Source organism: Streptomyces sp. HNM0574 (genome assembly GCF_012726235.1).
GTDB lineage: Bacteria > Actinomycetota > Actinomycetes > Streptomycetales > Streptomycetaceae > Streptomyces.
The window spans coordinates 188,240-209,268 of the sequence record NZ_JAASAH010000002.1 but is presented as its reverse complement, the minus strand read 5'-3'; the positions used below and the strand labels follow the sequence as shown (position 1 = coordinate 209,268).

The window sequence follows — 21,029 nt, the reverse complement described above, 5'->3', positions numbered from 1 at the left end:
AGAGGCCGCGCCCGCACGGGAGTCGGGGCTCCACGACGGCGAGCGCGAGCCCGGGTGGGCCGGGCGGGCGCTGTGGGGCGTACGGGCCTACGGCTTCGTCGTCGCCATGTGGGTGCGCTCCGCGCTGGCGTACCGGGCCTCGTTCCTGCTGCTCGCCGTGGGCAGCTTCGTGACGACCTGTCTCGACTTCGTCGCGATCATGATCATGTTCTCGCACGTCGACGCGCTCGGCGGCTTCTCGCTGCCCGAGGTCGCCTTCCTGTACGGGGTCGCCTGCACCGCCTTCGGCCTCGCCGACCTGCTGCTCGGCAGCTTCGACCGGATCGGCGCCCGCATTCGCGACGGCAGCCTGGACACGCTGCTGGTGCGTCCCGTCCCCGTCCTGGCGCAGGCGGCGGCCGACCGGTTCGCGCTGCGGCGGCTCGGGCGGATCACCCAGAGCGGGCTGGTGCTCGGCTGGTCGCTGACCCGGCTGGAGATCGACTGGACGGCCGCCAAGCTGCTCATGCTGCCCGTGATGCTGCTCAGCGGGACCGTGATCTTCTGCGCGCTGTTCGTCCTCGGCGGCGCCGTGCAGTTCTGGACGCAGGACGCGGCCGAGGTGCAGAACAGCTTCACCTACGGCGGGGTGACCCTGCTCCAGTACCCGCCGACGGTCTTCGCCACCGACCTGGTGCGCGGGGTGACCTTCGTGGTGCCCCTCGCCTTCGTCAACTGGCTGCCCGCGCTGTGGATCCTGGGCCGGGACGACCCGCTGGGCCTGCCGGGATGGCTGGATTTCGCCGCCCCACTGGTCGCCGCCGGATGCTGCGCGGCGGCGGGCGTGGTGTGGCGCGCGGGCCTGCGGGCGTACCGGAGCACGGGGAGCTGAACGCCGTCCGGCGGGGTGGGGGCGGCCGATGAGGGGGCGCAGTCCGTGTGCCGCGGGTGCGTGTGGGCTTGTTCGCGCAGTTCCCCGGGCCCCTTTCGGGGCGCGGACTCACGACAGGAAGGAGAGCGCGCGTGATGGGTGACGGGTTCATCGAACTGGACGGTGTGGAGAAGGTCTTCTCCGTACGCCGCCGGGCCGGGCTGCTGCGGCGGGAGCGGCACGAGGTGCGGGCCGTGGACGGGATCTCGTTCACGGTGCCGCGCGGCGAGATGGTCGGCTACATCGGGCCCAACGGCGCGGGCAAGTCCACCACCATCAAGATGCTCACCGGCATCCTCACGCCCAGCGGCGGCCGGCTGCGCATCGCCGGACTCGACCCCAGCCGCCAACGCGCCCTGCTGGCCCGGCGGATGGGCGTCGTCTTCGGCCAGCGCACCACGCTGTGGTGGGACCTGCCGCTGCGCGACAGCTACGCGCTGGTGCGCCGCATGTACCGCGTCCCCGAGGCCCGCTTCCGCGCCAACCTGGACCGCTGCGTCGAACTGCTCGACCTGGGCGGCCTGCTGGACGTCCCCGTCCGGCAGCTGTCGCTGGGCCAGCGGATGCGCGGCGACATCACGGCCGCGCTGCTGCACGACCCCGAGGTCCTCTACCTGGACGAGCCGACCATCGGCCTCGACGTCGTCACCAAGGCCACGGTCCGCCGCTTCCTGCGCGAACTGAACGCCGAACGCGGCACCACCGTCCTCCTCACCACGCACGACCTGACCGACATCGAGCAGCTCTGCGAGCGCGTGATGGTCATCGACCACGGGCGGCTGGTCTACGACGGTGCCCTCGGCGGCCTGCACGAGATCGGCGAGAGCGAACGCACCCTCGTGGTCGACCTGGAGCGCGAACTCCCGCCCATCGAGGGCATCGACGGCGCCCGCACCGTCCGCACCCAGGGCCCCCGCCAGTGGCTGGCCTTCCCCTCCTCCGCCAGCGCGGCCCCGCTCGTCGCCCGGATCGCCGCCGACTACCCCCTGGTCGACCTCTCGGTACGCGAACCGGACATCGAGGAGGTCATCGCCCGCATGTACGCGGGACGGTGAGGCCGCCCTACGGGGTGCGCGCGGGGAGGTGCTCCACGACGTCGGCGAGGAAGTCCAGCGGGGCGTCGAGGGTTTCGGGGGTGAGCTTGTGCTTGGTGCGCCAGGTGATGAGGGTGTTGCCACGGATTTCGAGTTGCAGGTCGCCGAAGCGGCCGTCGTTCAGGAGGAATTGGCCCAGGTCGCCGTGGAGGAGGGTGCGGGCGGCCGCTTCGTCCTCGGCGGTGATGTGGAAGTTGTCGTCGAAGCGGGGGATGCCGGTGGTGAGCGGGGTGCCGCGCTTGAGCTTTTGGTGCCAGGTGCGGTTGAGGATGCGGATCTCCGGGGCGGGGCTGTTCAGTTCCATGGCCCAGACCGAGTGGCAGTTGATCCGATCCGCGTGCGTCTCTCCGATCTCGGCGGAGGTGGGGGAACTCGTGGACCACGAGTGCTCGAACGCCCGGAAGGGAGATCCGCGGTGTGTCCCGGAGACGACATCCCCGCCCGCGACGCCCTTCGTCACCGGCAGCGGACCAGCGCCGCCGAACTCGTCGATCAGCCGGGGCACATTCCTCTCATAGGTCCACCCCCGGCTCTCCGCCAGAGCTTTCAGCTCCTCAGGCCCTTGCCCCCGGCTCTCCGAACGCTTGGCCCTGTACTTCCGGGTGACCAGGTACACGACCCCGAAGAACACCAGCACGATCACGGCTTCCATGCCACCACCATCTCCGATCGATCCTATGACGCGCCAACTGCGTCGGCTTGGGGAAATCACGCTGGGCGCGGCAGCTCCATGGGCCCCAGTGCAGGGGCCCATGGACCTACCGCTGCCGTCAGGCCGCCGGTGCCGCACCTGCCGGCCGGACGGTCCTGAGGAAGTCCTGGAAGTCCTCCAGCACTTCGTGCAGCCGGCTGAACTCGGCCGTCAGCGCGATCTCGATCTCGCCGCGCTCGTTCTGCTGGTGCTTGTCCTCCAGCACCAGCAGGAACTGGCTCTGTGCGAGCTCCATCGGCTGGTCGTTCACGGTGGCCTGGATCCGCACGTTCTGCACGATTCCCGGGGGATCGACGAGCCCCGGAACCTCCGAGGTGCCCACCTCGGTGCGTTTGACGATCTCGACGGGGCCGACGTTCTCGCGCAGCCGGGCGACCGAGGCGTCGGCCAGCGAACGCAGGCTCGCCGAGGCCTCGAGGGGACGTCCGGTCACCGTGATGTTCGGCATGAAGCCCTGGCCCCGGGAGGCCATGTGCAGTGCGACGAAGGCGGCGTTCGGGGCGCCGACCTCGTCCGGGGGCGCCGACTGCCAGCCCTGCGGGAGCTCGCAGCCGATCGGCACCGGCAGTGTGCCGGGCATGGTGGATCAACTCCTTGCGGTACGGCGTACGACGGTGTGCGGAAGGGGCGGGAGCACCCCGGCGCGGGTCAGTCGAACCATCCGGTGACGGTGTCCTTGGCGTCCCCGGCGAAGTCCCCGACCGCGTCCACGCCGTCGCTGACCGCATCGGAGACCTTGCCCGGGTCGATCTCGATCGACCCGCCGAGCTTCGCGCCGACGCCGAGACCGATACCGGCTTCGGCGCCGATGACGAACTTTCCTTCGTCGTTGAAACCGGAGTCGAACTTGGCCTCCGCCCCGGCACCGGCCCAGGCTTCGCCCTTGACACCGGCTCCGATTCCGGCGACGTCGGCGTGCCCTTCCGCGCTGGCCCTGGCCACCGCGGCGGCACTGGCTTCGGCGTGCACTCCGTCCTTGCCGATGCTGCCCTGGGCGGCCGCTTCCGCGGCCGCCGAGGCATTCGCCTTGCCGGAGGCGGCGAAATAGCCGGCCTCGTACTTGCCCTCCGCCGTTGCCTGGGCCAGGTACGCCTTCGCCGAAGCGCTGGCCGTGGCGTTGCCGTCGCGGGCCCCGACGCCTGCCTGGCCCTCGACGCCCAGCAGTTCCACGCCTGCTTTGCCGGAGACGTCGCCGCCCGCGAACTCGCCGCGTCCCTTGACGTCTTCACCCCAGACGTTGGCTTTGCCGCTGACCGAGGGGCCCGCCACGCTGATGCCCGGGCCGTTGCCCTTGGTCTGATCCCGGAGTTCCTCGCGGTCCCTTGCAGACAGGTCCTTGAAATCACCCCAGGTTTTGGGCCTGTTGGGGTTCAGCCCACCGTATTCCTGCTGCTTGACGTCCTTGGAGGTCTTGCCCTCACTGCTCGCGGCCCCCTGAGACCAGAACAGCCAGTCCGGGGCGTCGCCCGCTCCGCCGTCCTGTGCCTCGAACTTCTTGGTCGCCCTCTCGCCTGCCGATTCGACGCGTTCGCGCGCCGTCTTCAGGATCGAGGTGGCCTCGTCCTCGTCGCCCTTCTCGAACTTCCGGATCGCGTCATCGGCCTGGGTCTGGGCCCATTCGAGAGTGCCGGCGTAGTCGCGGAGCGCGGTGGCGGTTTTGCCCAGCGAGTCCGAGCCGCGGTACCAGCGCTTCTTCTGGCCCGAGAAGTCGTCCCAGAACCCGTCGCTGGCCTTGCCCGTCCAGCCGGGGATGCGGACGGCTCCGAGCCGGTCCCCGATGCCGTCGAGCTTTTCCGCGTACGTGTCGAGCTTGTCTGCCGTGGCGTCCAGCTTCGAGGGCTCTCCCGGGACCAGCGCCTTGGGGTCCCGGGTCTGACCGAGTTGCAGCACCGTTCAGCCCCCTCAGAGCACTCTCGGCATCGGCGAGTACGGGCCGACGCCGGGCTGGTTGAAACCGGGCTGCGCGAAACCTGGGTATTGGCCGCCGGGCGGCTGGAAGTAGTGGCTGGAGTCCGTTTCCGCCTGTTCGTACGAGGTGGCGGTGTCCTCCAGCTTCTCTGCGGAGGCCTCCGCATCGCCCTTCAGCGGCTCGGAGACGGCCTTCTCCCACGTCGACATCAACCGGCTGAACGACGTGGACGCGGCGTCGTGGCCGAAGTCGCCGACCGAGTCCTTGGCTTCGCCGAGCTTCACCTTGTCGCTGTCACCGGCCGCGTCCTTGATCTTCTTGGCTGCCGAGCGCAGCTCGCTCGGTTCGACCTGGTAATTACCGGTCATCAGCGCCCCCCTTCGCACCTGCTCGAGGGCGGTCTCCCCCCGAGGCCTGCGGGCCAGCAGGCCTTTCCATGATCACCGGGGTGAGCGGGTGCACCCGGCCGCTGAATTGGACCGTTATGCACTCTGCTCAAGATTTTCACAGGAAGGTGTGCTAAGGGGTGCCGGTGCTTTCCGATGGGGGCGGGACGTCAACTCCCGTGACGCGAGGGCTCTTCGGGTGGCGTGAGGCCTGGCGGGAGCGCGGCGCGGGAACGTGGCGACGCAACTCCGCCTCGGCCGGGGAGCGCGACCATGTCCAAGTCGCCTGGCGGCGGGAAGAGTTCGGCGAAGCCCGGGGTTCGCCGGATCGGTCTACGCGGTCCGGGCCGCCAGGTGAAGAGATGGCCGCCCGCGACGCCCTTCGTCGCCGGCAGCGGACCGGCGCCGCCGAACTCGTCGGTCGAGCAGGGCACATTGCGCCGGTAGGACCAACCGCGGCTCTCCGCCGCGGCGTTCAGCTCTTTGGCTCAGAGCTTGGTGCGGGCTGCGTCGGCCTTGAGGAGTTTGAGGTCTACGGCCTCGGCCATGGCGCGGTAGCCGTTGTCGCTGGGGTGCAGGTGGTCGCCCGAGTCGTAGGCGGGGCGGAGGCTGTTGGGGCGGGCGGGGTCGCGGAGGGCCGCGTCGAAGTCGATGACGGCGTCGAAGACCTTGCCGGCCCGGATCTCCTCGTTGACCTGCTGCCGGACGGCCTCCATGCGCGGCTGGTACCCGCGGTGGCCGCCGAAGGGGGTCAGCGTGCCGCCGACGACGTGGAGCCCGCGCGCGTGCCCCTGCTCGACGAGCTGCCGCAGCCCCTCGACGATCTTCTCGGCGTCGTACTGCCGCGGCGGCTTGATGATGTCGTTGAGGCCCATCTCGATGATCACGGACTTCACGCCCGTGCGGGAGAGGACGTCGCGCTCCATGCGGGTCAGGCCGCTCGGGCCGTTGTTCGGGGAGAAGCGGCTGCCGTCGACCAGGACGCGGTTGCCGCTGATGCCGCTGTTCAGGACGCTGTAGCGGGGCGCGTTCCGCTCGGTGCGCAGCCGCTCGGCGAGGAAGTCCGTCCAGCGGCGGTTGGCGCCGGGGGACGAGGTGATGCCGTCGGTGATCGAGTCGCCGAGCACGGCCACGGCGCCCTCGGTCTCCGCGCTCCACACGTCGACGCCCGTGAGGTAGCGCCAGTACGGGCTCTGCTGGGTGAAGGCGGTGCCCGCCGCCTCGTCGACCTTGTTGCCCTCGGCGAGATAGCTGGTCTGGCGCGCGTACGGGTGGTACGTCACGGGGCCGGAGGGGTTGGGGGAGTAGGTGGTGACGAGCATGTCGGCGGCGTGCGGGACGTTCAGGCGTACCGCGTCGCTGGTGATCATGCCGCCGACCGGGATCGTCACCGAGGGGTCGTTGCCGAAGGTGAGGCGGCGCATGGTGCCCGTCGCGGCCGTGGGGTTGCTGGGTGCGGCGGCGAGGGCGAGCGTCGCGTGCGAGATGGTCAGCGGGCGGGTGCCGTAGAGGTTCGAGAGCCGGACGCGGGCGCCGGTGCCGCCGACGGAGGTGTGGATGACGTTACGTATCGACATGTCCGCGAAGCCGTCCTGCGTCTTCGGCTCGGCGGCGGCGGGGGAGGCGGACCAGGTGCCGACCCAGCGGCCCGAGGAGGCGGGCGACGCGGTGTTGTCCGAGCTCTGCGAGGAGCCGTCCAGGCTGCCGTCCTCGCTGCCCACGCCGATGAAGACGGCGGTGGAGACGAGTACGACGATCGCCGCGAAACCGGCGAGCAGGGCATAACCCATGTTCCTGGTCATGCTCGGTGAATCTCCTCGGGCAGGCGGAGCCCGAGGCTCCGGGTGGTCGCGGTTGCATGATCCCACGATCGGCGGGCGGCGCGTTTCCGGGGGCGGTGCCTGAGGTGCCGCGGCAAACGCGTCGGGCGCCCGTGGTCAGGGGGCACCCGGACTCCAAGACGCCCGCGAACCGTCCTGCGTTCCATGGCTCGGGCGGCTTGGGACACTGTAGGGGGAACAGGGCGATCGGTGGAGCGGGATGGAACGGACAAATGCGGGTGAGATCGCGGGTGGACGGGCGGCCCGGGTGAGCGCAATCACAGACGGCGGACGCGGTCCCGGCAGCGGACCGGGCGCACCCGGACCCACCGGCCCCGGCGCACTCACCGCGGCCGATCGCGAACGGCAGCGCGGCGTACGGCGGATGAAGGGCATCGCGACCGGCGCGCTGCTGCTGATGGCGGTGATTTTCGGCCTCGCCACCTGGGCGGGGAACAGCGGCGCCGGAGCCTGGACGGGCTACGTCGCGGCCGCCGCCGAGGCCGGCATGGTCGGCGCGCTCGCCGACTGGTTCGCCGTGACGGCGCTCTTCCGCAGGCCGATGGGCCTGCCCATCCCGCACACCGCGATCATCCCGACCAAGAAGGACCAACTCGGCCAGAGCCTGGGCGACTTCGTCGGCGAGAACTTCCTCTCCTCCGACGTCGTACGCACCCGGCTGCGCGCCGTCGGCATCGGCAGCAGGCTCGGCGGCTGGCTCGCCGAGCCCGCGCACGCCGAGCGCGTCACCGCCGAACTGTCCACGGCGCTGCGCGGCGCCCTCGCGGTGCTGCGGGACACCGACGTGCAGGCCGTCGTCGGCGAGGCCGTCACCCGGCGGGCCGACGCGCAGGAGATCGCCCCCGGGCTCGGTTCGATGCTGGAGCGGGTCGTCGCCGACCACGGGCACCGGCGCGTGGTCGACCTGGTGTGCGTCCGCGCGGCCGACTGGCTGGAGGAGCACGGCGATTCGGTGATGGACGCCGTCGCGGGCGGCGCCCCCGGCTGGACGCCGCGCTTCGTGGACCGCAAGGTCGGCGAGCGCGTCTACCGCGAACTGCTGCGCTTCGTCACGGAGATGCGCGACATGCCGGACCATCCGGCACGCGGCGCCGTCGACCGCTTCCTCACCGACTTCGCCGCCGACCTCCAGACCGACCCGGAGACGCGGGCCAAGGTCGAGCGGCTCAAGAGTGAGGTGCTGGGCCGTCCCGAGGTGCAGCAGCTGATCGCCTCGGCGTGGGGCGCGGTCCGCTCGATGATCGTCGCGGCGGCCGAGGACGAGGGGAGCGAACTGCGGGTACGGGCACGGTCCGCGCTGCTCTCGCTCGGGCAGCGGCTGGCCGGGGACGACCGGCTCCAGGGCAAGGTGGACACCTGGGTCGAGGACGCGGCGGTGTACGTCGTCACCACCTACCGGGACGAGATCACCTCGCTGATCACCGAGACGGTCGCGAGCTGGGACGCGGAGCACACCTCCAAGAAGATCGAGGCGCACATCGGGCGGGATCTGCAGTTCATCCGGATCAACGGGACGGTCGTGGGGGCGCTGGCGGGGCTGGCGATCCATACGGTGGCGCATCTGCTGGGCGGGTAGGGGGAGTTGGGCCCGCGGGCTCGCCTCGCTTGGGAGAACTGCGCCGTAGGCGCAGGGCTGGCAAGCGCAGCGCCCGCCCCGGCGCGGGGTGCGCATCGCCGTCACCGGGCCACCCCGCCGTCCCGGCTGGTCGCGCAGTTCCCCGCGCCCCTGACGGGCGCACCTCCCCGCGCCCCTGACGGGCGCACCTCCCCGCGCCCCTGACGGGCGCACCTCCCCGCGCCCCTGACGGGCGCACGCCCCTTCCGGGTGTGGGCCGGAGCCCCTATCGTGCGCGCGATGCGGACGCGTGGGCGGATCGTGGTGCAGGGGCGGCGGGCCGGCCGGGGTGAGTGGGCGGCGCGGCTGTTGTGGGGTGCGGCGGAGGGCGCGGTGACGCTGGGCGTCGTCGTGCTGCTGCTCGTCGCCCACCAGCTGTGGTGGACCAACCAGCAGGCACGCGCCGACTCCCGGGAGCAGGTCGAGAGCCTGGAACGCGCCTGGGGCACCGGACGGGGCGCCCCGTCCGACGAGGCCACGGCGGCCCCGCGGCCGGAAGCCACCCCCGACGAGCAGCGGTCCGGAACCGGGGCGGAGGCGCCGGCGCCGGGCGAGGACGACGGCCCCGCGTACGCCGTGCTGCGCATCCCCGGGCTCGGGGTGAGCGCGCCGGTCGCCGAGGGCGTGAGCAAGGCGGGGGTGCTGGACAAGGGGTACGTCGGGCACTATCCGCAGACCGGAGAGCCGGGCGCCCCGGGCAACTTCGCCGTCGCCGGGCACCGCAACACGCACGGCGAGCCCTTCCGTTACCTCAACCGGCTCCGGACCGGCGACGAGATCCGCGTCGAGACGGCGGACGCCCGCTACGTGTACGCCGTCGCCCGCACCATCGCGCAGACCACACCGGGCGACGGCACCGTGCTCGAACCCGTCCCGTACAGCAGCGTCCATCCGCGGCAGCGGATGTCCGGCCCCGGCCACTATCTGACGCTGACGACCTGCACGCCCGAGTACACCTCGACATACCGTCTCGTCGTATGGGGTGAGCTGCGCCGGGCGGAGCCCCGATAGGCTGCCGCGACGTGCGTACACGTCCTCAACTGCTGTGGCTGCTCGCCCCGTATGTGCTGTACCTGGCGGCGGTGCCGCTGGTGAACCGGGTGGAGCCGACCGTCTTCGGGGTCCCCTTCCTCTTCGTCTGGCTCTTCGGCGCGACGCTCCTCACCCCGCCGCTGGTCTGGTGCACCTACCGCGCGGACCGGCGTGCGCAGCGGGAACGCGCGGACGGGGGCGGGGAGTCGTGAGCGACGCCGCTGCCGCCACCGGGGTCTTCGCGCTCTTCATGGCCCTCACCGTCGCCCTCGGCCTGCTGTCCGTACGCGGGGTACGCCGCAAGCGGGCCGGCGGCGGGCTCGCCGAATGGTCCGTGGGCGGGCGGAGCCTGGGCCCGGTCTTCGTCTGGGTGCTGATGGCGGGCGAGGGGTACACCAGCTTCAGCTACCTCGGCGCCGCGGGCTGGGGCTACGACTTCGGGGCGCCGGTGCTGTACGTGCTGGCGTACATGTCCTGCGGCTACGCGATCGGTTACGTCGTCGGCCCGATGCTGTGGGCGTACGGGCGCAGGCACGGGCTCGTCGGCATCACCGACATGATCGCCCACCGGTACGCGCGGCCCTGGCTCGGCGGCGCGGTCGCCGTGCTGGCGACCGTCTTCCTGCTGCCGTACATCCAGCTCCAGATCACCGGCATGGGCGTGGTCGTCTCGACCATCTCCTACGGCACGATCAGCCTCAACTGGGCCTATTTCCTCGCCTTCGCGATCACCACGGGCTTCGTCGTGCTCAGCGGACTGCGGGGCAGCGCCTGGGTGTCCGCGCTGAAGGACGTCCTGGTCATCCTCACCCTGGGTTTCCTAGCGTTCTACGTGCCGATGCACTACTTCGCGAACTCCGGCGCGGGCGACGGCGGTACGGGCTACGCGGAGCTCTTCCGGCGGCTGGTGGCGGAGCGGAACGAGTGGCTCACCTTCCCCGGGCACGCCTCGGGCGGGCTCGGCGAGAGCTGGTTCATCTCGACGACGTTCCTCAACTCCCTGACCGTGGTGATCTTCCCGACCACCGTCGCGGGCTACCTCGGCGCCCGCAGCGCCGACGCGCTGCGCCGCAACGCGGTCCTGCTCCCCTTCTACAACGTGCTGCTCTTCGTGCCGATGCTGCTCGGGCTCGCCGCGCTGTTCGTCGTGCCGGGACTCCAGGGCGCCGACTCGAACCTGGCGCTGTTCAAGCTCGTCGTGGACGCGCTGCCCGGCTGGGCCGTCGGCCTCACGGGCGCGGCGGCAGCGCTCTCCTCGATCGTGCCGATGGCGGTGTTCATGCTGGTCATCGGCACGATGTGGGGACGTAGCGTGCTCGGTGCGGTGCCCCGGCTGGCCGGCCGGCAGAAGCTGTGGTCGCAGGTCGTCGTGGTGGTCTCCGGCACGCTCGCGCTGGTCCTCACCTACACCGTGCCGAACACCCTGGTGCGGCTGTCGCTGATCAGCTACGAGGGCATGGCGCAGCTGCTGCCGATGCTGCTGCTGGGCCTGGTGTGGCGACGGCTGACGGCCACGGCCGCGGTGTCCGGGCTCGTCGTCGGCGTCGCGCTGGTCTGCGCCCTGGTCTTCACCGGGAACGACCCGGTGTGGGGCCTGAACGCCGGACTCGTCGCCCTCGCCGCCAACCTGGCGGTCACCCTGCTGGTCACCTTCCTCGGCCCCCGTCCGCCCGCCGACCCGCGCCCGGACACCGAGGTCCTCGCCTCGGACACGGCGTACGACGACGAGGAGTACGAGGCGGCCCGGACGGTTTCCGGGAACCCGGCGCGTGACGCGGACGTTCAACCGTCGGGGCCGAACCGGCGTCCCTCTCAACGGGGTTGAGTGTCGGACCCCGGGGTTAGTGTGTACGGGTCGGCCGGGATACCGCGTACGGCCGTCGGAGAGCGAAGGGGGGAAGCGTGACCGTGTACCGCATCGTGCGTGCCTGGCGGATGTATCTCACCGCCCTGCTGCTCACGCTCACCGCCTTCCTCCTCACCGAGGCCGGGCTCACCACCGCACTGGCCGCCGCCGCGACCACCGCGGCGCTGCTCCTGATCAGCGGCGTCCTCCAGAGCGCCGCCGCGGCCCCGCCACCACCGACGGGCCGCATACGTACGGCGCTTCGGGACCGCGCGCTGCGTACGGCCTTCCTGCCGCAGCGCGACCCGGACGCCGCCGGACGTCCCCGCCCCCGAGCACCGGGCCGGTGCCCCGCGACGGCCGCGCAGCCGCCGCGGACACCCGGCGCCCGGAGCGTGCTCCGCCCGGCCTCCCGGTACGCACCCGCGTGCTGACCGGGCGGGCCGAACTCCTGCCCTGACCGGGCGGGTTGAGCCAGCCACCCAGCCCTGCTGTCCGCCGCGCCTGCGCGGCTCGTCGTCACGCCGATCTCTCATCCGATCCGCACGACGAGACCCGTGGAGTGCCCGGTCATGTCTTTCCTCGATCCCCTGTCCTCGGCTGTCGCCGCCCTCTCCGGGCTGCTCCGGCCCGCCTTCGGCGACGCCGCCACGGCCGCCGCCATCATCCTGTGCACGCTCTGCGTCCGCCTCGCGCTGCATCCGCTGGCGCGCGCCGCCGTACGCGGTGAGCGGGTACGGGCCAAGGTCGGCCCGCGCGTGGCCGAGCTGCAGAAGAAGCACCGCGACGACCCCGAGCGGATGCGCCGCGCGGTCCACGAGCTGTACGCGAAGGAGGGTGCCTCACCGGTCGCCGGCTGCCTGCCGACGCTGCTCCAACTCCCCTTCTTCTTCGCCATGTACCACGTCTTCACCACCGACGACGGGCTGCTGCGGCACACGCTGCTCGGCGCCCCGCTCGGCGGCCGCTGGGCCGACGCGCTGGCCGAGGGCGGCCCGTTCGGCGCCCAAGGGCTGGTGTACCTGGGCCTGTTCGCGGTCGTCACGGCCGTCGCGGTCTGGACGTACCTGCGCAACCGGCGCCTCGCACGGGAGGCGCGGGAGGCGCGGCCGGACGCCTCGGCGCAGCTGCCCGGCGGGGAGGCGATGACGCGGCTGCTGCCGCTGCTCTCCTTCGGCACCGTCATCACAGCCGCCGTCGTGCCGCTGGCCGCCGGGCTCTACCTCGCGACGACGACGGCGTGGACAGCGGTGGAGCGCGCGGCCCTCGGTGCCGGGCGGCCGCCCGTGCCGGAGTCCTCCGGCCGCCGGGCCTCGGCCAAGGCCCAGGTCCAATAGGTGAACGGGGTCTTGCCTATCTGAACCAGCCCTTGGAGGATCGAACACTTCGCCCCGATGGCCGTTCCCATCGGCGTCCTCGACCACGGGAGTGAGACTGTGAAGCTGCTGCGCGTCGGAACAGCCGGGAACGAGCGCCCCGCGCTCGTCGACGAGAACGGAGCCCTGCGGGACCTGTCCGGGGTGATCGGCGACATCGACGCGTCGCTGCTCGCCGACGATGCCGCCCTCGCCCGCGTACGGGAGGCCGCCGCGAGCGGTGCCCTGCCCACGCTGGACGCCACCGGGCTGCGGACCGGGCCGCCCGTCGCCGGTATCGGCAAGGTCGTGGGCATCGGCCTCAACTACCACGACCACGCACGGGAGAACGGTGCCGCGGTCCCCGAGGAGCCGATCGTCTTCCTGAAGGCTCCGGACACCGTCGTCGGCCCCGACGACACCGTGCTCATCCCGCGCGGCAGCCGGAAGACGGACTGGGAGGCCGAACTCGCCGTCGTCGTCGGCCGTACGGCGCGCTACCTGGAGACGGACGCGCAGGCGCTCGCCTGCGTGGCCGGGTACGCGGTCGCGCACGACGTCTCGGAGCGGGAGTTCCAGATCGAGCGCGGCGGCCAGTGGGACAAGGGCAAGAACTGCGAGACGTTCACCCCGCTCGGGCCCTGGCTCGTGACGGCCGACGAGGTGCCGGACCCGCAGGCGCTCGGCGTACGCCTGTGGGTGAACGGCACGCTCCGGCAGGACGGCACGACGGCGGAGCAGATCTTCCCGGTGGCCGAAGTGGTGCGCTATCTCAGCCACTTCATGACGCTGTACCCGGGCGACGTCATCAGCACCGGCACCCCGGCGGGCGTCGCCATGGGCCAGCCGGAACCCAAGCCGTATCTCCGGGCCGGTGACATGGTCGAGCTGGAGATCGACGGCCTGGGCCGCCAGCGCCAATCCCTCAAGCCGGCGTAGCGCCCGCAAGGGGCGCGGGGAACGGCGCTCCTTGGGGGGCGCGGGGAACTGCGCGATCGGCCACGGCGTACGGGGTGGTCCGGCGACGGCAGTTGCGCACCCCGTGCCGTGGCGGGCCCGCGCTGCGCTTGCCAGCCCTGCGCCTCTGGCGCAGACCTCCCAAGCGGGGTGAGCCCGAGAAGCGCCGCAGGCAAAGCGGGGTGGGCCCGCGATAAGGGGCGCGGGGAACTGCGCAAAAGCCCGAGCCACGGCGTACGGGGTGGCCCGGTGACGGCAGTTGCACCCCGCGCCGTGGACGGCGATGCGCACCCCGCGCCGGGGCGGGGCGTCAGCCCGTGACCCGTACCGTGCGGGATTCCGCGGCCGAGTGGCGGGCCGCTTCCAGGACGCGGAGGGTCGCCGCCGCCTCGCGGGCCGTGACCGGTGGGGGCGTGCCCTCGCGGAGGGCGCGGGCGACGGCCGCGTAGTACGCCGGGTAGTCGCCGTCCTCCGTCGGCACGGGCCGGACGGCGTCCAGCGCGCCGAGCGTGCCCCAGGCGGATTCCGGCTCCACGCCCCACGGCTCCCCGGGCACCGGCCGCTCGCCCGCGCGCAGCGCCGCCTCCTGTGGGTCGAGCCCGTACTTCACGTACGCGCCGTCGCTGCCCAGCACCCGGAAGCGCGGCCCGAGTTCGGCGGCCGTCGCGCTGACCCACAGGTGGGAGCGGACGCCCGAGGTGTGGGTGACGGCGAGGAAGGTGTCGTCGTCGGCCTCCGCGCCGGGGCGGCGGATGTCGGCCTCGGCGTAGACGGTGGCGGCGGGCCCGAAGAGGGCGAGCGCCTGGTCGACGACGTGGCTGCCGAGGTCGTAGAGGAGTCCGCCGAGCTCGGCGGGGTCGCCGGACTCGCGCCAGCCGCCCTTGGGACGCGGCCGCCAGCGCTCGAACCGGGACTCGAAGCGCCGGACCTCGCCCAGCGCACCCTGCCCGAGCAGCGCGTGCAGGGTGCGGAAGTCGTTGTCCCAGCGCCGGTTCTGGAAGGCGGAGAGCAGCAGTCCGCGCGCGTCGGCGAGGTCGGCGAGCGCGTCGGCCTCGGCCGCGGTCGCGGCGAGCGGCTTGTCGACGACGACGGGCAGCCCGGCCTCCAGCGCGCGGTGCGCCAGCGGGACGTGGGTGCGGTTGGGGGAGGCGATGACGACGAGGTCGAGGCGGCCGGCGGCGTCGAACAGCTCGTCGGGGCCCGCGACCGTCCGCAGGCCGTCCCCGTGCTCGGCCCGCGCCTGCGCCTGGCGCTCCGGGTTCGAGGTGACGACGGTGTCGAGGGCGAGCCCGTCGGTGGCGGCGATCAGCGGGGCGTGGAAGACGGACCCGGCGAGGCCGTAGCCGATGAGGCCGACGCGGAGGGGGGCCGCACCGGCCGAGGGACCGGGGGAGGGTGACGTGGCTGCGTGCATACCGTTCATGGTGACCGGCGGCGGCGCGGGCCGCGTGCCCGGGGTCGCGCCCGCCGGGGACGCGCGCCGGCGGGCGCGCGGGGGCTGGGAGGATGCGGGGGTGGATATTCCGTACGACAGCAGCGCCGCCGTCCGCGACGGCATACCCGAGCACGGCCGGGTACCGAAGTACTACGCGGTGAAGGCGCGGCTGGTGCCGCTCCTCGACGAGCTGGGCGAGGGCGGGCTGCTGCCGACGGAGCGCGATCTGGCGGTGCGTTTCGGGGTGTCCAGGGAGACGCTCCGGCAGGCGCTGCGCGAGCTGCACCTGGAGGGGCGGCTGCGCCGCTCGGGCCGGGGCACGGTCGTCGCGGGCCCGAAGCTGGAGCAGCCGCTGTCGCTGGCGAGCTACACCGAGGGCGTGCGCAGGCAGGGCCGTGAGCCGGGCCGGACGCTGATCGGGCTGGAGCGGCACCCGTGCCCCGAGGGGCTGGCCCGGGAGCTGGGCGCCGAGCCGGGCGCGAGCGTGTGGCACATGGAGCGGGTGCTGCTGGCCGACGACGAGCGGGTGGGGCTGGAGAGTACGTACATCCTGGTCGAGCGGGTGCCGGGGCTGGACCGGGAGTTCGATCCGGACTCCTCGTTCTACGCGTTCCTCAGCGAGCGGCTGGCGCCGGAGGGCACCGCGTTCGGGGACGCGGACGAGCGGCTGGAGACGGTGCTGGCGACGCCGCGCGAGGCGCTGCTGGTGGGGACGCCTCCCGCGCTGCCGATGCTGCTGATCCACCGGCTGTCGCGGGACACCGAGGGGCGCCCGCTGGAGCGCGTGCGCAGCCTCTACCGGGGTGACCGGTTCAGCTTCACCACCCGCCTCGGCAGCTGACGCCCGACGCGACGCCCCGTCCACCCCCCCCTGACCGTTTCCGCCCCTTTCCTGGTGAACTGCCGTGCGGTGGCGGCCCGTTGGGGATCACGGAACGGTAACGGGTCTGGGCCAGGCTTGGCGGCCGGTTCACCCGCGCGTCACCGAAGGGCCCCGCCCGGTACACGCAGGACGGCCACCGTTCAGGCCATGCGAGTCATAGTCGTCGGAGCCGGCGTGCTGGGCACCATGCACGCCTGGCAGGCAATCGAACGCGGCCACGAGGTCGTCCACATCGAGCGTGAGGAGCAGGCGCGCGGCGCGTCCGTGCGGAACTTCGGACTGGTCTGGGTCGGCGGCCGCGCCGACGGTCCGGAGCTGGAAGTCGCGCTGCGGGCACGGGAGTTGTGGGAGGGCATCGGCGCCCGCGTGCCCGGCCTGGGCTTCCGCCCCGCCGGTTCGCTCACCGTCGTCACCAACGAGGCCGAACTGGCCGTCGCCCGCGCCGCGGCCGAGCGCCCCGACGCCGCCGAGCGCGGCTACCGGCTGCTCACCCCCGAGGAGGCGCGCGCGGTCAACCCGGCGCTGCGCGGCGAGGCCGTGCGCGGGGCGCTGTACTGCGAGAAGGACGCCGCCGTCGAGCCCCGTCCCGCGCAGCGCGCGCTCCAGGACGCGCTGCGGGAGCGGGCCCGGGGCCGGTACACCTTCCTCGGCGGCCGCGAGGTCCGCGAGGTGCTGCCGGGCCGCCGTGCCGCCGTGCGCGACGACCACGGCGAGATCCACGAGGGCGACGCGCTGGTCCTGTGCACCGGCGCCTGGACGGGCGGCATGGTCCGCGAGCTGACCGGCGGCGAACTGCCCGTACGCCGCGTCCGGTTGCAGATGATGCAGACCGCGCCGCTGGACGAGGAGCTGACCACCGCCGTCGCCGACGCCGACAGCTTCCGCTACTACCCGGCGTACGGCGGCGAGGCGCTGGACGCCATGGCCGCCGCGCAGTCCCAGACCCCGGTCGCCGACCGGCACAAGATGCAGCTGCTGATGGTGCAGCGCAAGGACGGCTCGCTGACGATCGGCGACACCCACGAGTACGAGACGCCCTTCGGCTTCGACGTCCAGGAGGAGGCGTACGCGCACCTCACCGGCGTCGTCGAGCGCATCCTCGGCCGCGCACTGCCGCCCGTGCGGCGCCGCTGGGCCGGGGTGTACGCGCAGTGCACCGACGGCGTCAGCGTCGTGCACCGGCAGCGGCTGCGCGAGGACGCGAACGCCTGGCTCGTCACGGGGCCCGGCGGACGCGGCATGACCTGCTCCCCGGCGATCGCCGAGGACACCGCGAACTCCCTCGGATGGTGAGCGAATTGACCACGGACCACACCCCCGCACCCGCCGTCGGCCGGCTCGTCGTGCTCGACATGGCGGGCACCACCGTCGCCGACGACGGGCTCGTCGAGCGCGCCTTCCAGGCCGCGGCCGAGGCCCTCGGCGTCACCCCGGGCAGCCCCGAGCACGAGCGGCAGCTCGCCTACGTGCGGGCCACCATGGGCGAGTCGAAGATCTCCGTCTTCCGGCACCTCTTCGGCGACGAGGACAGCGCGCAGCGCGCCAACGCCGCCTTCGAGCACGCCTACGCCGAACTGGTCGACGCGGGCCACTGCGCGCCCGTGCCCGGCGCCCGCGAGGCGATCGACGCGATGCGGGCCGCCGGCCGCACGGTGGTGCTCACCACCGGCTTCGCCCGCCCCACCCAGGACGCCATCCTCACCGCGCTCGGCTGGCAGGACCTGGCGGCCGACGCGCTGTGCCCGTCCGACGTCGGCGGCCGCGGCCGCCCCTACCCGGACATGGTGCTGGCCGCGCTGCTGCGCACCGGCGCGGCCGACGACGTCGCCGAGATCGCCGTCGCCGGGGACACCGCCTACGACATGCGCGCGGGGCGCCGCGCGGGCGCCGCCGTCGTCGCGGGCGTCCGCACCGGCGCGCACGACGCGGACACGCTGCACGCGGCGGGCGCCACCCATGTCCTGGGCTCCGTCGCGGAGTTGCCGGCGCTGCTGGACGACCTGGCCGCCGTGACGGCCCGGCCGGAGGCGACGGGCGCGTCGGGGGCGCCGGTATGACCGCGCCCGCCGCCGTCACCGCGCCGCCCGGGGACATACGCCCGGGGAGCGGCGGAATCCGCTTCGACGACGTCACCGTCGCCTACGGCCGGAACGTCGTGCTCGACACCTTCGACCTCACCGTCGCACCGGGCGAGGTCGTCGCCCTGCTCGGCCCGTCCGGCTCCGGCAAGACGACCGCGCTGCGCGCCGTCGCCGGCTTCGTCACCCCCGCCTCCGGCCGGGTGTGGATCGGCGACCGCGACGTCACCGACCTGCCGCCCTACCAGCGCGGGGTCGGCATGGTGGTGCAGAGCTACGCGCTCTTCCCGCACATGCGGGTGGCCGACAACGTCGCTTTCGGACTGAAGGCGGGAGGGGGTGCCTTCGGCGGTGGGCGGCGGAAGGCGAAGCTGCCCAAGGAGGAGATCGACCGGCGGGTGGGCGAGGCCCTGGAGATGACGGGCATGAGCGCCTACGCCCGCCGCTACCCGCGCGAGCTCTCCGGCGGCCAGCAGCAGCGCGTGGCCATCGCCCGCGCGCTGGCCGTCCGTCCCGGCGTGCTGCTCCTCGACGAGCCGCTGTCCGCGCTGGACGCGCAGCTGCGCTCCGGCATGCTCGCCGAACTCGACCGGCTGCACCGGGAGTTGCCGGACGTCTCGATCCTCTACGTCACCCACGACCAGGTGGAGGCGCTCACCCTCGCCGACCGGATCGCGGTCATGGACAAGGCGCGGCTCCAGGAGGTCGGCACCCCGCAGCGGCTCTACCGCGAGCCGGGCGGCGCGTTCACGGCCTCCTTCGTCGGCAGCGCCAACCTGCTCCCGGTGACGGACGGTTCGCCGCGCGGGGACGGGGCGGGGGAGCGCACCGTCCGCTTCGGCGCCGCCGAGCTGACCTGCGCCGAGGGCGTCGGCGCGCTCGACGCCGAGGGACGCGGCACCCTGTGCGTGCGCCCGCATCTGGTCTCCCTGGGCGAGCACGGCCCGAACGTGCTGCACGGCGCCGTCACCGGCCTCCAGTGGCGCGGCTCCACGCACCGCGTCACGGTCAGCGTCGAGGGGTACGAAGTGACCGCCGACATCCGCGAGTTGCGGCAGCCGCCCCGGCTCGGGGACGAGGCCGCGCTCAGCTTCGCCACCGAGGACGCGGTGCTGCTCCCCGCCGGGGACGAGGCGGCCGCGCGCACGCGGGGCGGCGGTACGGATGGCTAGCGCCACGCGGACCGCCGACCCCGGGGCCCGCACCGGCGCCCCCGCGCCCCCGGCCCCGCGCCCCGGCGGCACGCCCCCGTCCGGCCCGGCCCCCGCCCCGTCGCGGCGGCGCCGGGAGTGGGCGACGCGGCTGTGGTCGCTGCCGCCCGTCGCCGTGCTGGCCGCCGTCTTCCTCTGGCCGCTGGCCCTGGTCTTCTGGCAGTCCCTGGTACCGGAGCCGGAGGGCGGCGTCACCCTGGAGGCGTACGGGGACGTCTTCGCCAGTACCGCCTTCTCCGACGCGCTGACCACCACGGTGTGGATCGCGCTCGGCGCCACGGCCGGCTGTCTGGTGCTCGGGTTCGTGCTGGCGCTGATCGTCGCCTTCGTGCCCTTCCCGGGCAGCCGGGCCGTCTCCAAGTTCATCGACGTCTTCCTGTCGTTCCCGTCCTTCCTGATCACGCTCGCGCTGCTGTTCCTCTACGGGACGGTCGGCATGGCGAACGGCGTCTGGACGGACGTGACCGGCGCGGCCGAGGGCCCCTTCGACTTCCTCACCACCCCGTGGGGCGTGCTGCTGGCGGAGGTCACCTACTTCACGCCGTTCGTGATGCGGCCGCTGCTGGCCGCCTTCTCCCAACTGGACACGGCACAGCTGGAGGTCGCCTCCTCGCTGGGCGCCAGGCCGCTGCGGATCATCCGCACGGTGATCCTCCCGGAGGCGTACCCGGCGCTGATGGCGGGCGGCAGCCTCGTCCTGGTGCTCTGCCTCAACGAGTTCGCCATCGTCCTCTTCACCGGGGCGAAGGACGTGGTGACCCTGCCGATGCTGGTCTACAGCAAGGCCATCCTCGAGTCGGACTGGGCGGCGGCCTGCGTCGTCGCCACCGTCAACGTCGTCCTCTCCGTCGGCCTCTACAGCCTCTACCGGGTCGTCGCGGCCCGCGCGGGAGGAGGGAGCAACCGTGCTCGTGCACAGTCGTAAGGGCCGCTGGGCGGGGTGGGCCGTGTTCGCGGTGCTGTTCGTGCCGCTGTTCGCGCTGCCGCTGGCGGTGATCGCCGCGGCCTCGTTCTCCACCAACTGGAGCGGCGCGTTCCCCTCCGGCCCCACCGTCGCCCACTACGAGGCCGCCACCCGCGGCGAGTCCCTCGCGGCGCTCGGCGTCAGCCTCCAGACCGCGCTGGCCGCCAGCGCCATCGCCCTGGTCGTCGGCACCTGGGCCGCGCTCTCGGCCGCCGCCCTCGGGCGGCGGCTGGGCAAGCTGCTGGACGCGCTGTTCGTGCTGCCGGTCGCGGTGCCGTCCGTCGTCGTCGGCCTCGCCGTGCTGGTCGCCTTCAGCCGGGACCCGTTCCCGATCAACGGCACCCGCTGGATCGTGATCCTCGCGCACACCGTGCTGGTCACCGCCTTCGCGTACCAGTCCGTCTCGGCGGCCGTCACCCGTCTCGACCCGGCGTACGAACAGGCGGCCGCCTCGCTGGGCGCCCGTCCCGCGTACGTGCTGTGGCGGGTGAAGCTTCCGCTGCTGCTGCCCTCGCTGAACGCGGCGGCCGGGCTGTGCTTCGCCCTGTCCATGGGCGAGCTCAGCGCCACGATGATGCTCTACCCGCCCGACTGGATGCCGCTGCCGGTGCAGATCTTCGCCGCCACCGACCGGGGATCGCTCTTCACCGGCTCCGCCATCGCCGTCGTCCTCATGGCCACCACCCTGCTCGTGCTGCTCGCGGTCTCCCGCGTCCGCACCAAGGCCGCCTACCGCTGAGCCCGGACGGCCGGGCCCGCGCGGCCCGGCCCGCCCGCGCCGCCCTCCCCAACCCCGCTCGC

20 protein-coding genes and 1 pseudogene are annotated in these 21,029 nt (G+C 73.1%); 15 read left to right on the top strand and 6 right to left on the bottom strand.

Annotation, left to right across the window (positions count from 1 at the left end):
• Nucleotides 1-106: 106 nt before the first annotated feature.
• Together HCC30_RS04500 and HCC30_RS04495 are read left to right on the top strand one after the other, a co-directional pair.
• A complete protein-coding gene (locus HCC30_RS04500) occupies nt 107-871 on the top strand; it encodes an ABC transporter permease (protein WP_169441389.1) in 765 nt (254 codons plus the stop codon).
• A 134-nt stretch (nt 872-1,005) separates the two neighbouring features.
• Nucleotides 1,006-1,965 (top strand): ATP-binding cassette domain-containing protein, encoded by a 960-nt coding sequence (locus HCC30_RS04495; RefSeq protein WP_169440681.1) that lies wholly within the window; start codon nt 1,006-1,008, stop codon nt 1,963-1,965.
• 7 nt (nt 1,966-1,972) lie between these two features.
• Here HCC30_RS04495 and HCC30_RS04490 read toward each other — a convergent pair whose 3' ends face one another.
• The 5 genes from HCC30_RS04490 to HCC30_RS04470 all read right to left on the bottom strand — a co-directional run bounded on the left by HCC30_RS04490 (nt 1,973) and on the right by HCC30_RS04470 (nt 6,813).
• Entirely contained in the window at nt 1,973-2,656 is a 684-nt protein-coding gene (locus HCC30_RS04490; protein WP_169440680.1) for a hypothetical protein, read from the bottom strand.
• Nucleotides 2,657-2,774: 118 nt separating this feature from the next.
• Nucleotides 2,775-3,296, bottom strand: coding sequence for a hypothetical protein (locus HCC30_RS04485; protein WP_169440679.1), 522 nt, complete (start codon nt 3,294-3,296; stop codon nt 2,775-2,777).
• Nucleotides 3,297-3,364: 68 nt separating this feature from the next.
• A complete protein-coding gene (locus HCC30_RS04480; RefSeq protein WP_169440678.1) occupies nt 3,365-4,606 on the bottom strand; it encodes a putative T7SS-secreted protein in 1,242 nt (413 codons plus the stop codon).
• 12 nt (nt 4,607-4,618) lie between these two features.
• Nucleotides 4,619-4,993, bottom strand: coding sequence for a WXG100 family type VII secretion target (locus HCC30_RS04475; RefSeq protein ID WP_169440677.1), 375 nt, complete (start codon nt 4,991-4,993; stop codon nt 4,619-4,621).
• Between the two features lie 506 nt (nt 4,994-5,499).
• Entirely contained in the window at nt 5,500-6,813 is a 1,314-nt protein-coding gene (locus HCC30_RS04470) for an SGNH/GDSL hydrolase family protein (protein ID WP_240979327.1), read from the bottom strand.
• A gap of 238 nt (nt 6,814-7,051) precedes the next feature.
• Between HCC30_RS04470 and HCC30_RS04465 the strand changes: the two genes are divergently transcribed.
• The 7 genes and pseudogenes from HCC30_RS04465 (at nt 7,052) to HCC30_RS04435 (ending at nt 13,639) form a co-directional block, all read left to right on the top strand.
• Nucleotides 7,052-8,428, top strand: a complete 1,377-nt coding sequence (locus HCC30_RS04465) for a DUF445 domain-containing protein (RefSeq protein ID WP_169440676.1) — start codon at nt 7,052-7,054, stop codon at nt 8,426-8,428.
• Nucleotides 8,429-8,707: 279 nt separating this feature from the next.
• Nucleotides 8,708-9,478 (top strand): class E sortase, encoded by a 771-nt coding sequence (locus HCC30_RS04460; RefSeq protein WP_169440675.1) that lies wholly within the window; start codon nt 8,708-8,710, stop codon nt 9,476-9,478.
• Nucleotides 9,479-9,489: 11 nt separating this feature from the next.
• Complete coding sequence (locus tag HCC30_RS04455; protein WP_169440674.1) at nt 9,490-9,711, top strand: DUF3311 domain-containing protein; 222 nt, start codon at nt 9,490-9,492, stop codon at nt 9,709-9,711.
• Nucleotides 9,712-9,749: 38 nt separating this feature from the next.
• Nucleotides 9,750-11,324, top strand: coding sequence for a sodium:solute symporter family protein (locus HCC30_RS04450; protein ID WP_169441386.1), 1,575 nt, complete (start codon nt 9,750-9,752; stop codon nt 11,322-11,324).
• Between the two features lie 110 nt (nt 11,325-11,434).
• Nucleotides 11,435-11,710, top strand: a pseudogene (locus HCC30_RS04445) (DUF6412 domain-containing protein); the annotation flags it as partial.
• A 207-nt stretch (nt 11,711-11,917) separates the two neighbouring features.
• Complete coding sequence (locus tag HCC30_RS04440) at nt 11,918-12,682, top strand: YidC/Oxa1 family membrane protein insertase (RefSeq protein ID WP_169440673.1); 765 nt, start codon at nt 11,918-11,920, stop codon at nt 12,680-12,682.
• 99 nt (nt 12,683-12,781) lie between these two features.
• Nucleotides 12,782-13,639: a fumarylacetoacetate hydrolase family protein gene (locus HCC30_RS04435; protein WP_169441385.1), complete on the top strand. Its 858-nt coding sequence runs from the start codon at nt 12,782-12,784 to the stop codon at nt 13,637-13,639.
• A gap of 328 nt (nt 13,640-13,967) precedes the next feature.
• Here HCC30_RS04435 and HCC30_RS04430 read toward each other — a convergent pair whose 3' ends face one another.
• Complete coding sequence (locus HCC30_RS04430; protein ID WP_169440672.1) at nt 13,968-15,071, bottom strand: Gfo/Idh/MocA family oxidoreductase; 1,104 nt, start codon at nt 15,069-15,071, stop codon at nt 13,968-13,970.
• 100 nt (nt 15,072-15,171) lie between these two features.
• Between HCC30_RS04430 and HCC30_RS04425 the strand changes: the two genes are divergently transcribed.
• From HCC30_RS04425 to HCC30_RS04400, 6 genes are all read left to right on the top strand, one after another.
• Nucleotides 15,172-15,933, top strand: coding sequence for a GntR family transcriptional regulator (locus HCC30_RS04425; protein ID WP_169440671.1), 762 nt, complete (start codon nt 15,172-15,174; stop codon nt 15,931-15,933).
• Between the two features lie 189 nt (nt 15,934-16,122).
• On the top strand, nt 16,123-17,268 hold the full coding sequence (locus HCC30_RS04420) for a TIGR03364 family FAD-dependent oxidoreductase (protein WP_169440670.1): 1,146 nt from the start codon (nt 16,123-16,125) through the stop codon (nt 17,266-17,268).
• 5 nt (nt 17,269-17,273) lie between these two features.
• Nucleotides 17,274-18,032 carry a phosphonatase-like hydrolase gene (locus tag HCC30_RS04415; protein WP_277347943.1) on the top strand — a complete coding sequence of 253 codons (759 nt, stop codon included), beginning with the start codon at nt 17,274-17,276 and terminating at the stop codon, nt 18,030-18,032.
• Complete coding sequence (locus HCC30_RS04410) at nt 18,029-19,225, top strand: ABC transporter ATP-binding protein (RefSeq protein WP_169440668.1); 1,197 nt, start codon at nt 18,029-18,031, stop codon at nt 19,223-19,225. The genes HCC30_RS04415 and HCC30_RS04410 overlap by 4 nt, the downstream gene beginning before the upstream one ends.
• Nucleotides 19,218-20,189: a 2-aminoethylphosphonate ABC transporter permease subunit gene (locus HCC30_RS04405; protein ID WP_169440667.1), complete on the top strand. Its 972-nt coding sequence runs from the start codon at nt 19,218-19,220 to the stop codon at nt 20,187-20,189. The genes HCC30_RS04410 and HCC30_RS04405 overlap by 8 nt, the downstream gene beginning before the upstream one ends.
• Nucleotides 20,170-20,967 (top strand): ABC transporter permease subunit, encoded by a 798-nt coding sequence (locus tag HCC30_RS04400; protein WP_169440666.1) that lies wholly within the window; start codon nt 20,170-20,172, stop codon nt 20,965-20,967. Before HCC30_RS04405 ends, HCC30_RS04400 begins: the two co-directional genes overlap by 20 nt.
• The last annotated feature ends 62 nt before the right edge of the window (nt 20,968-21,029 follow it).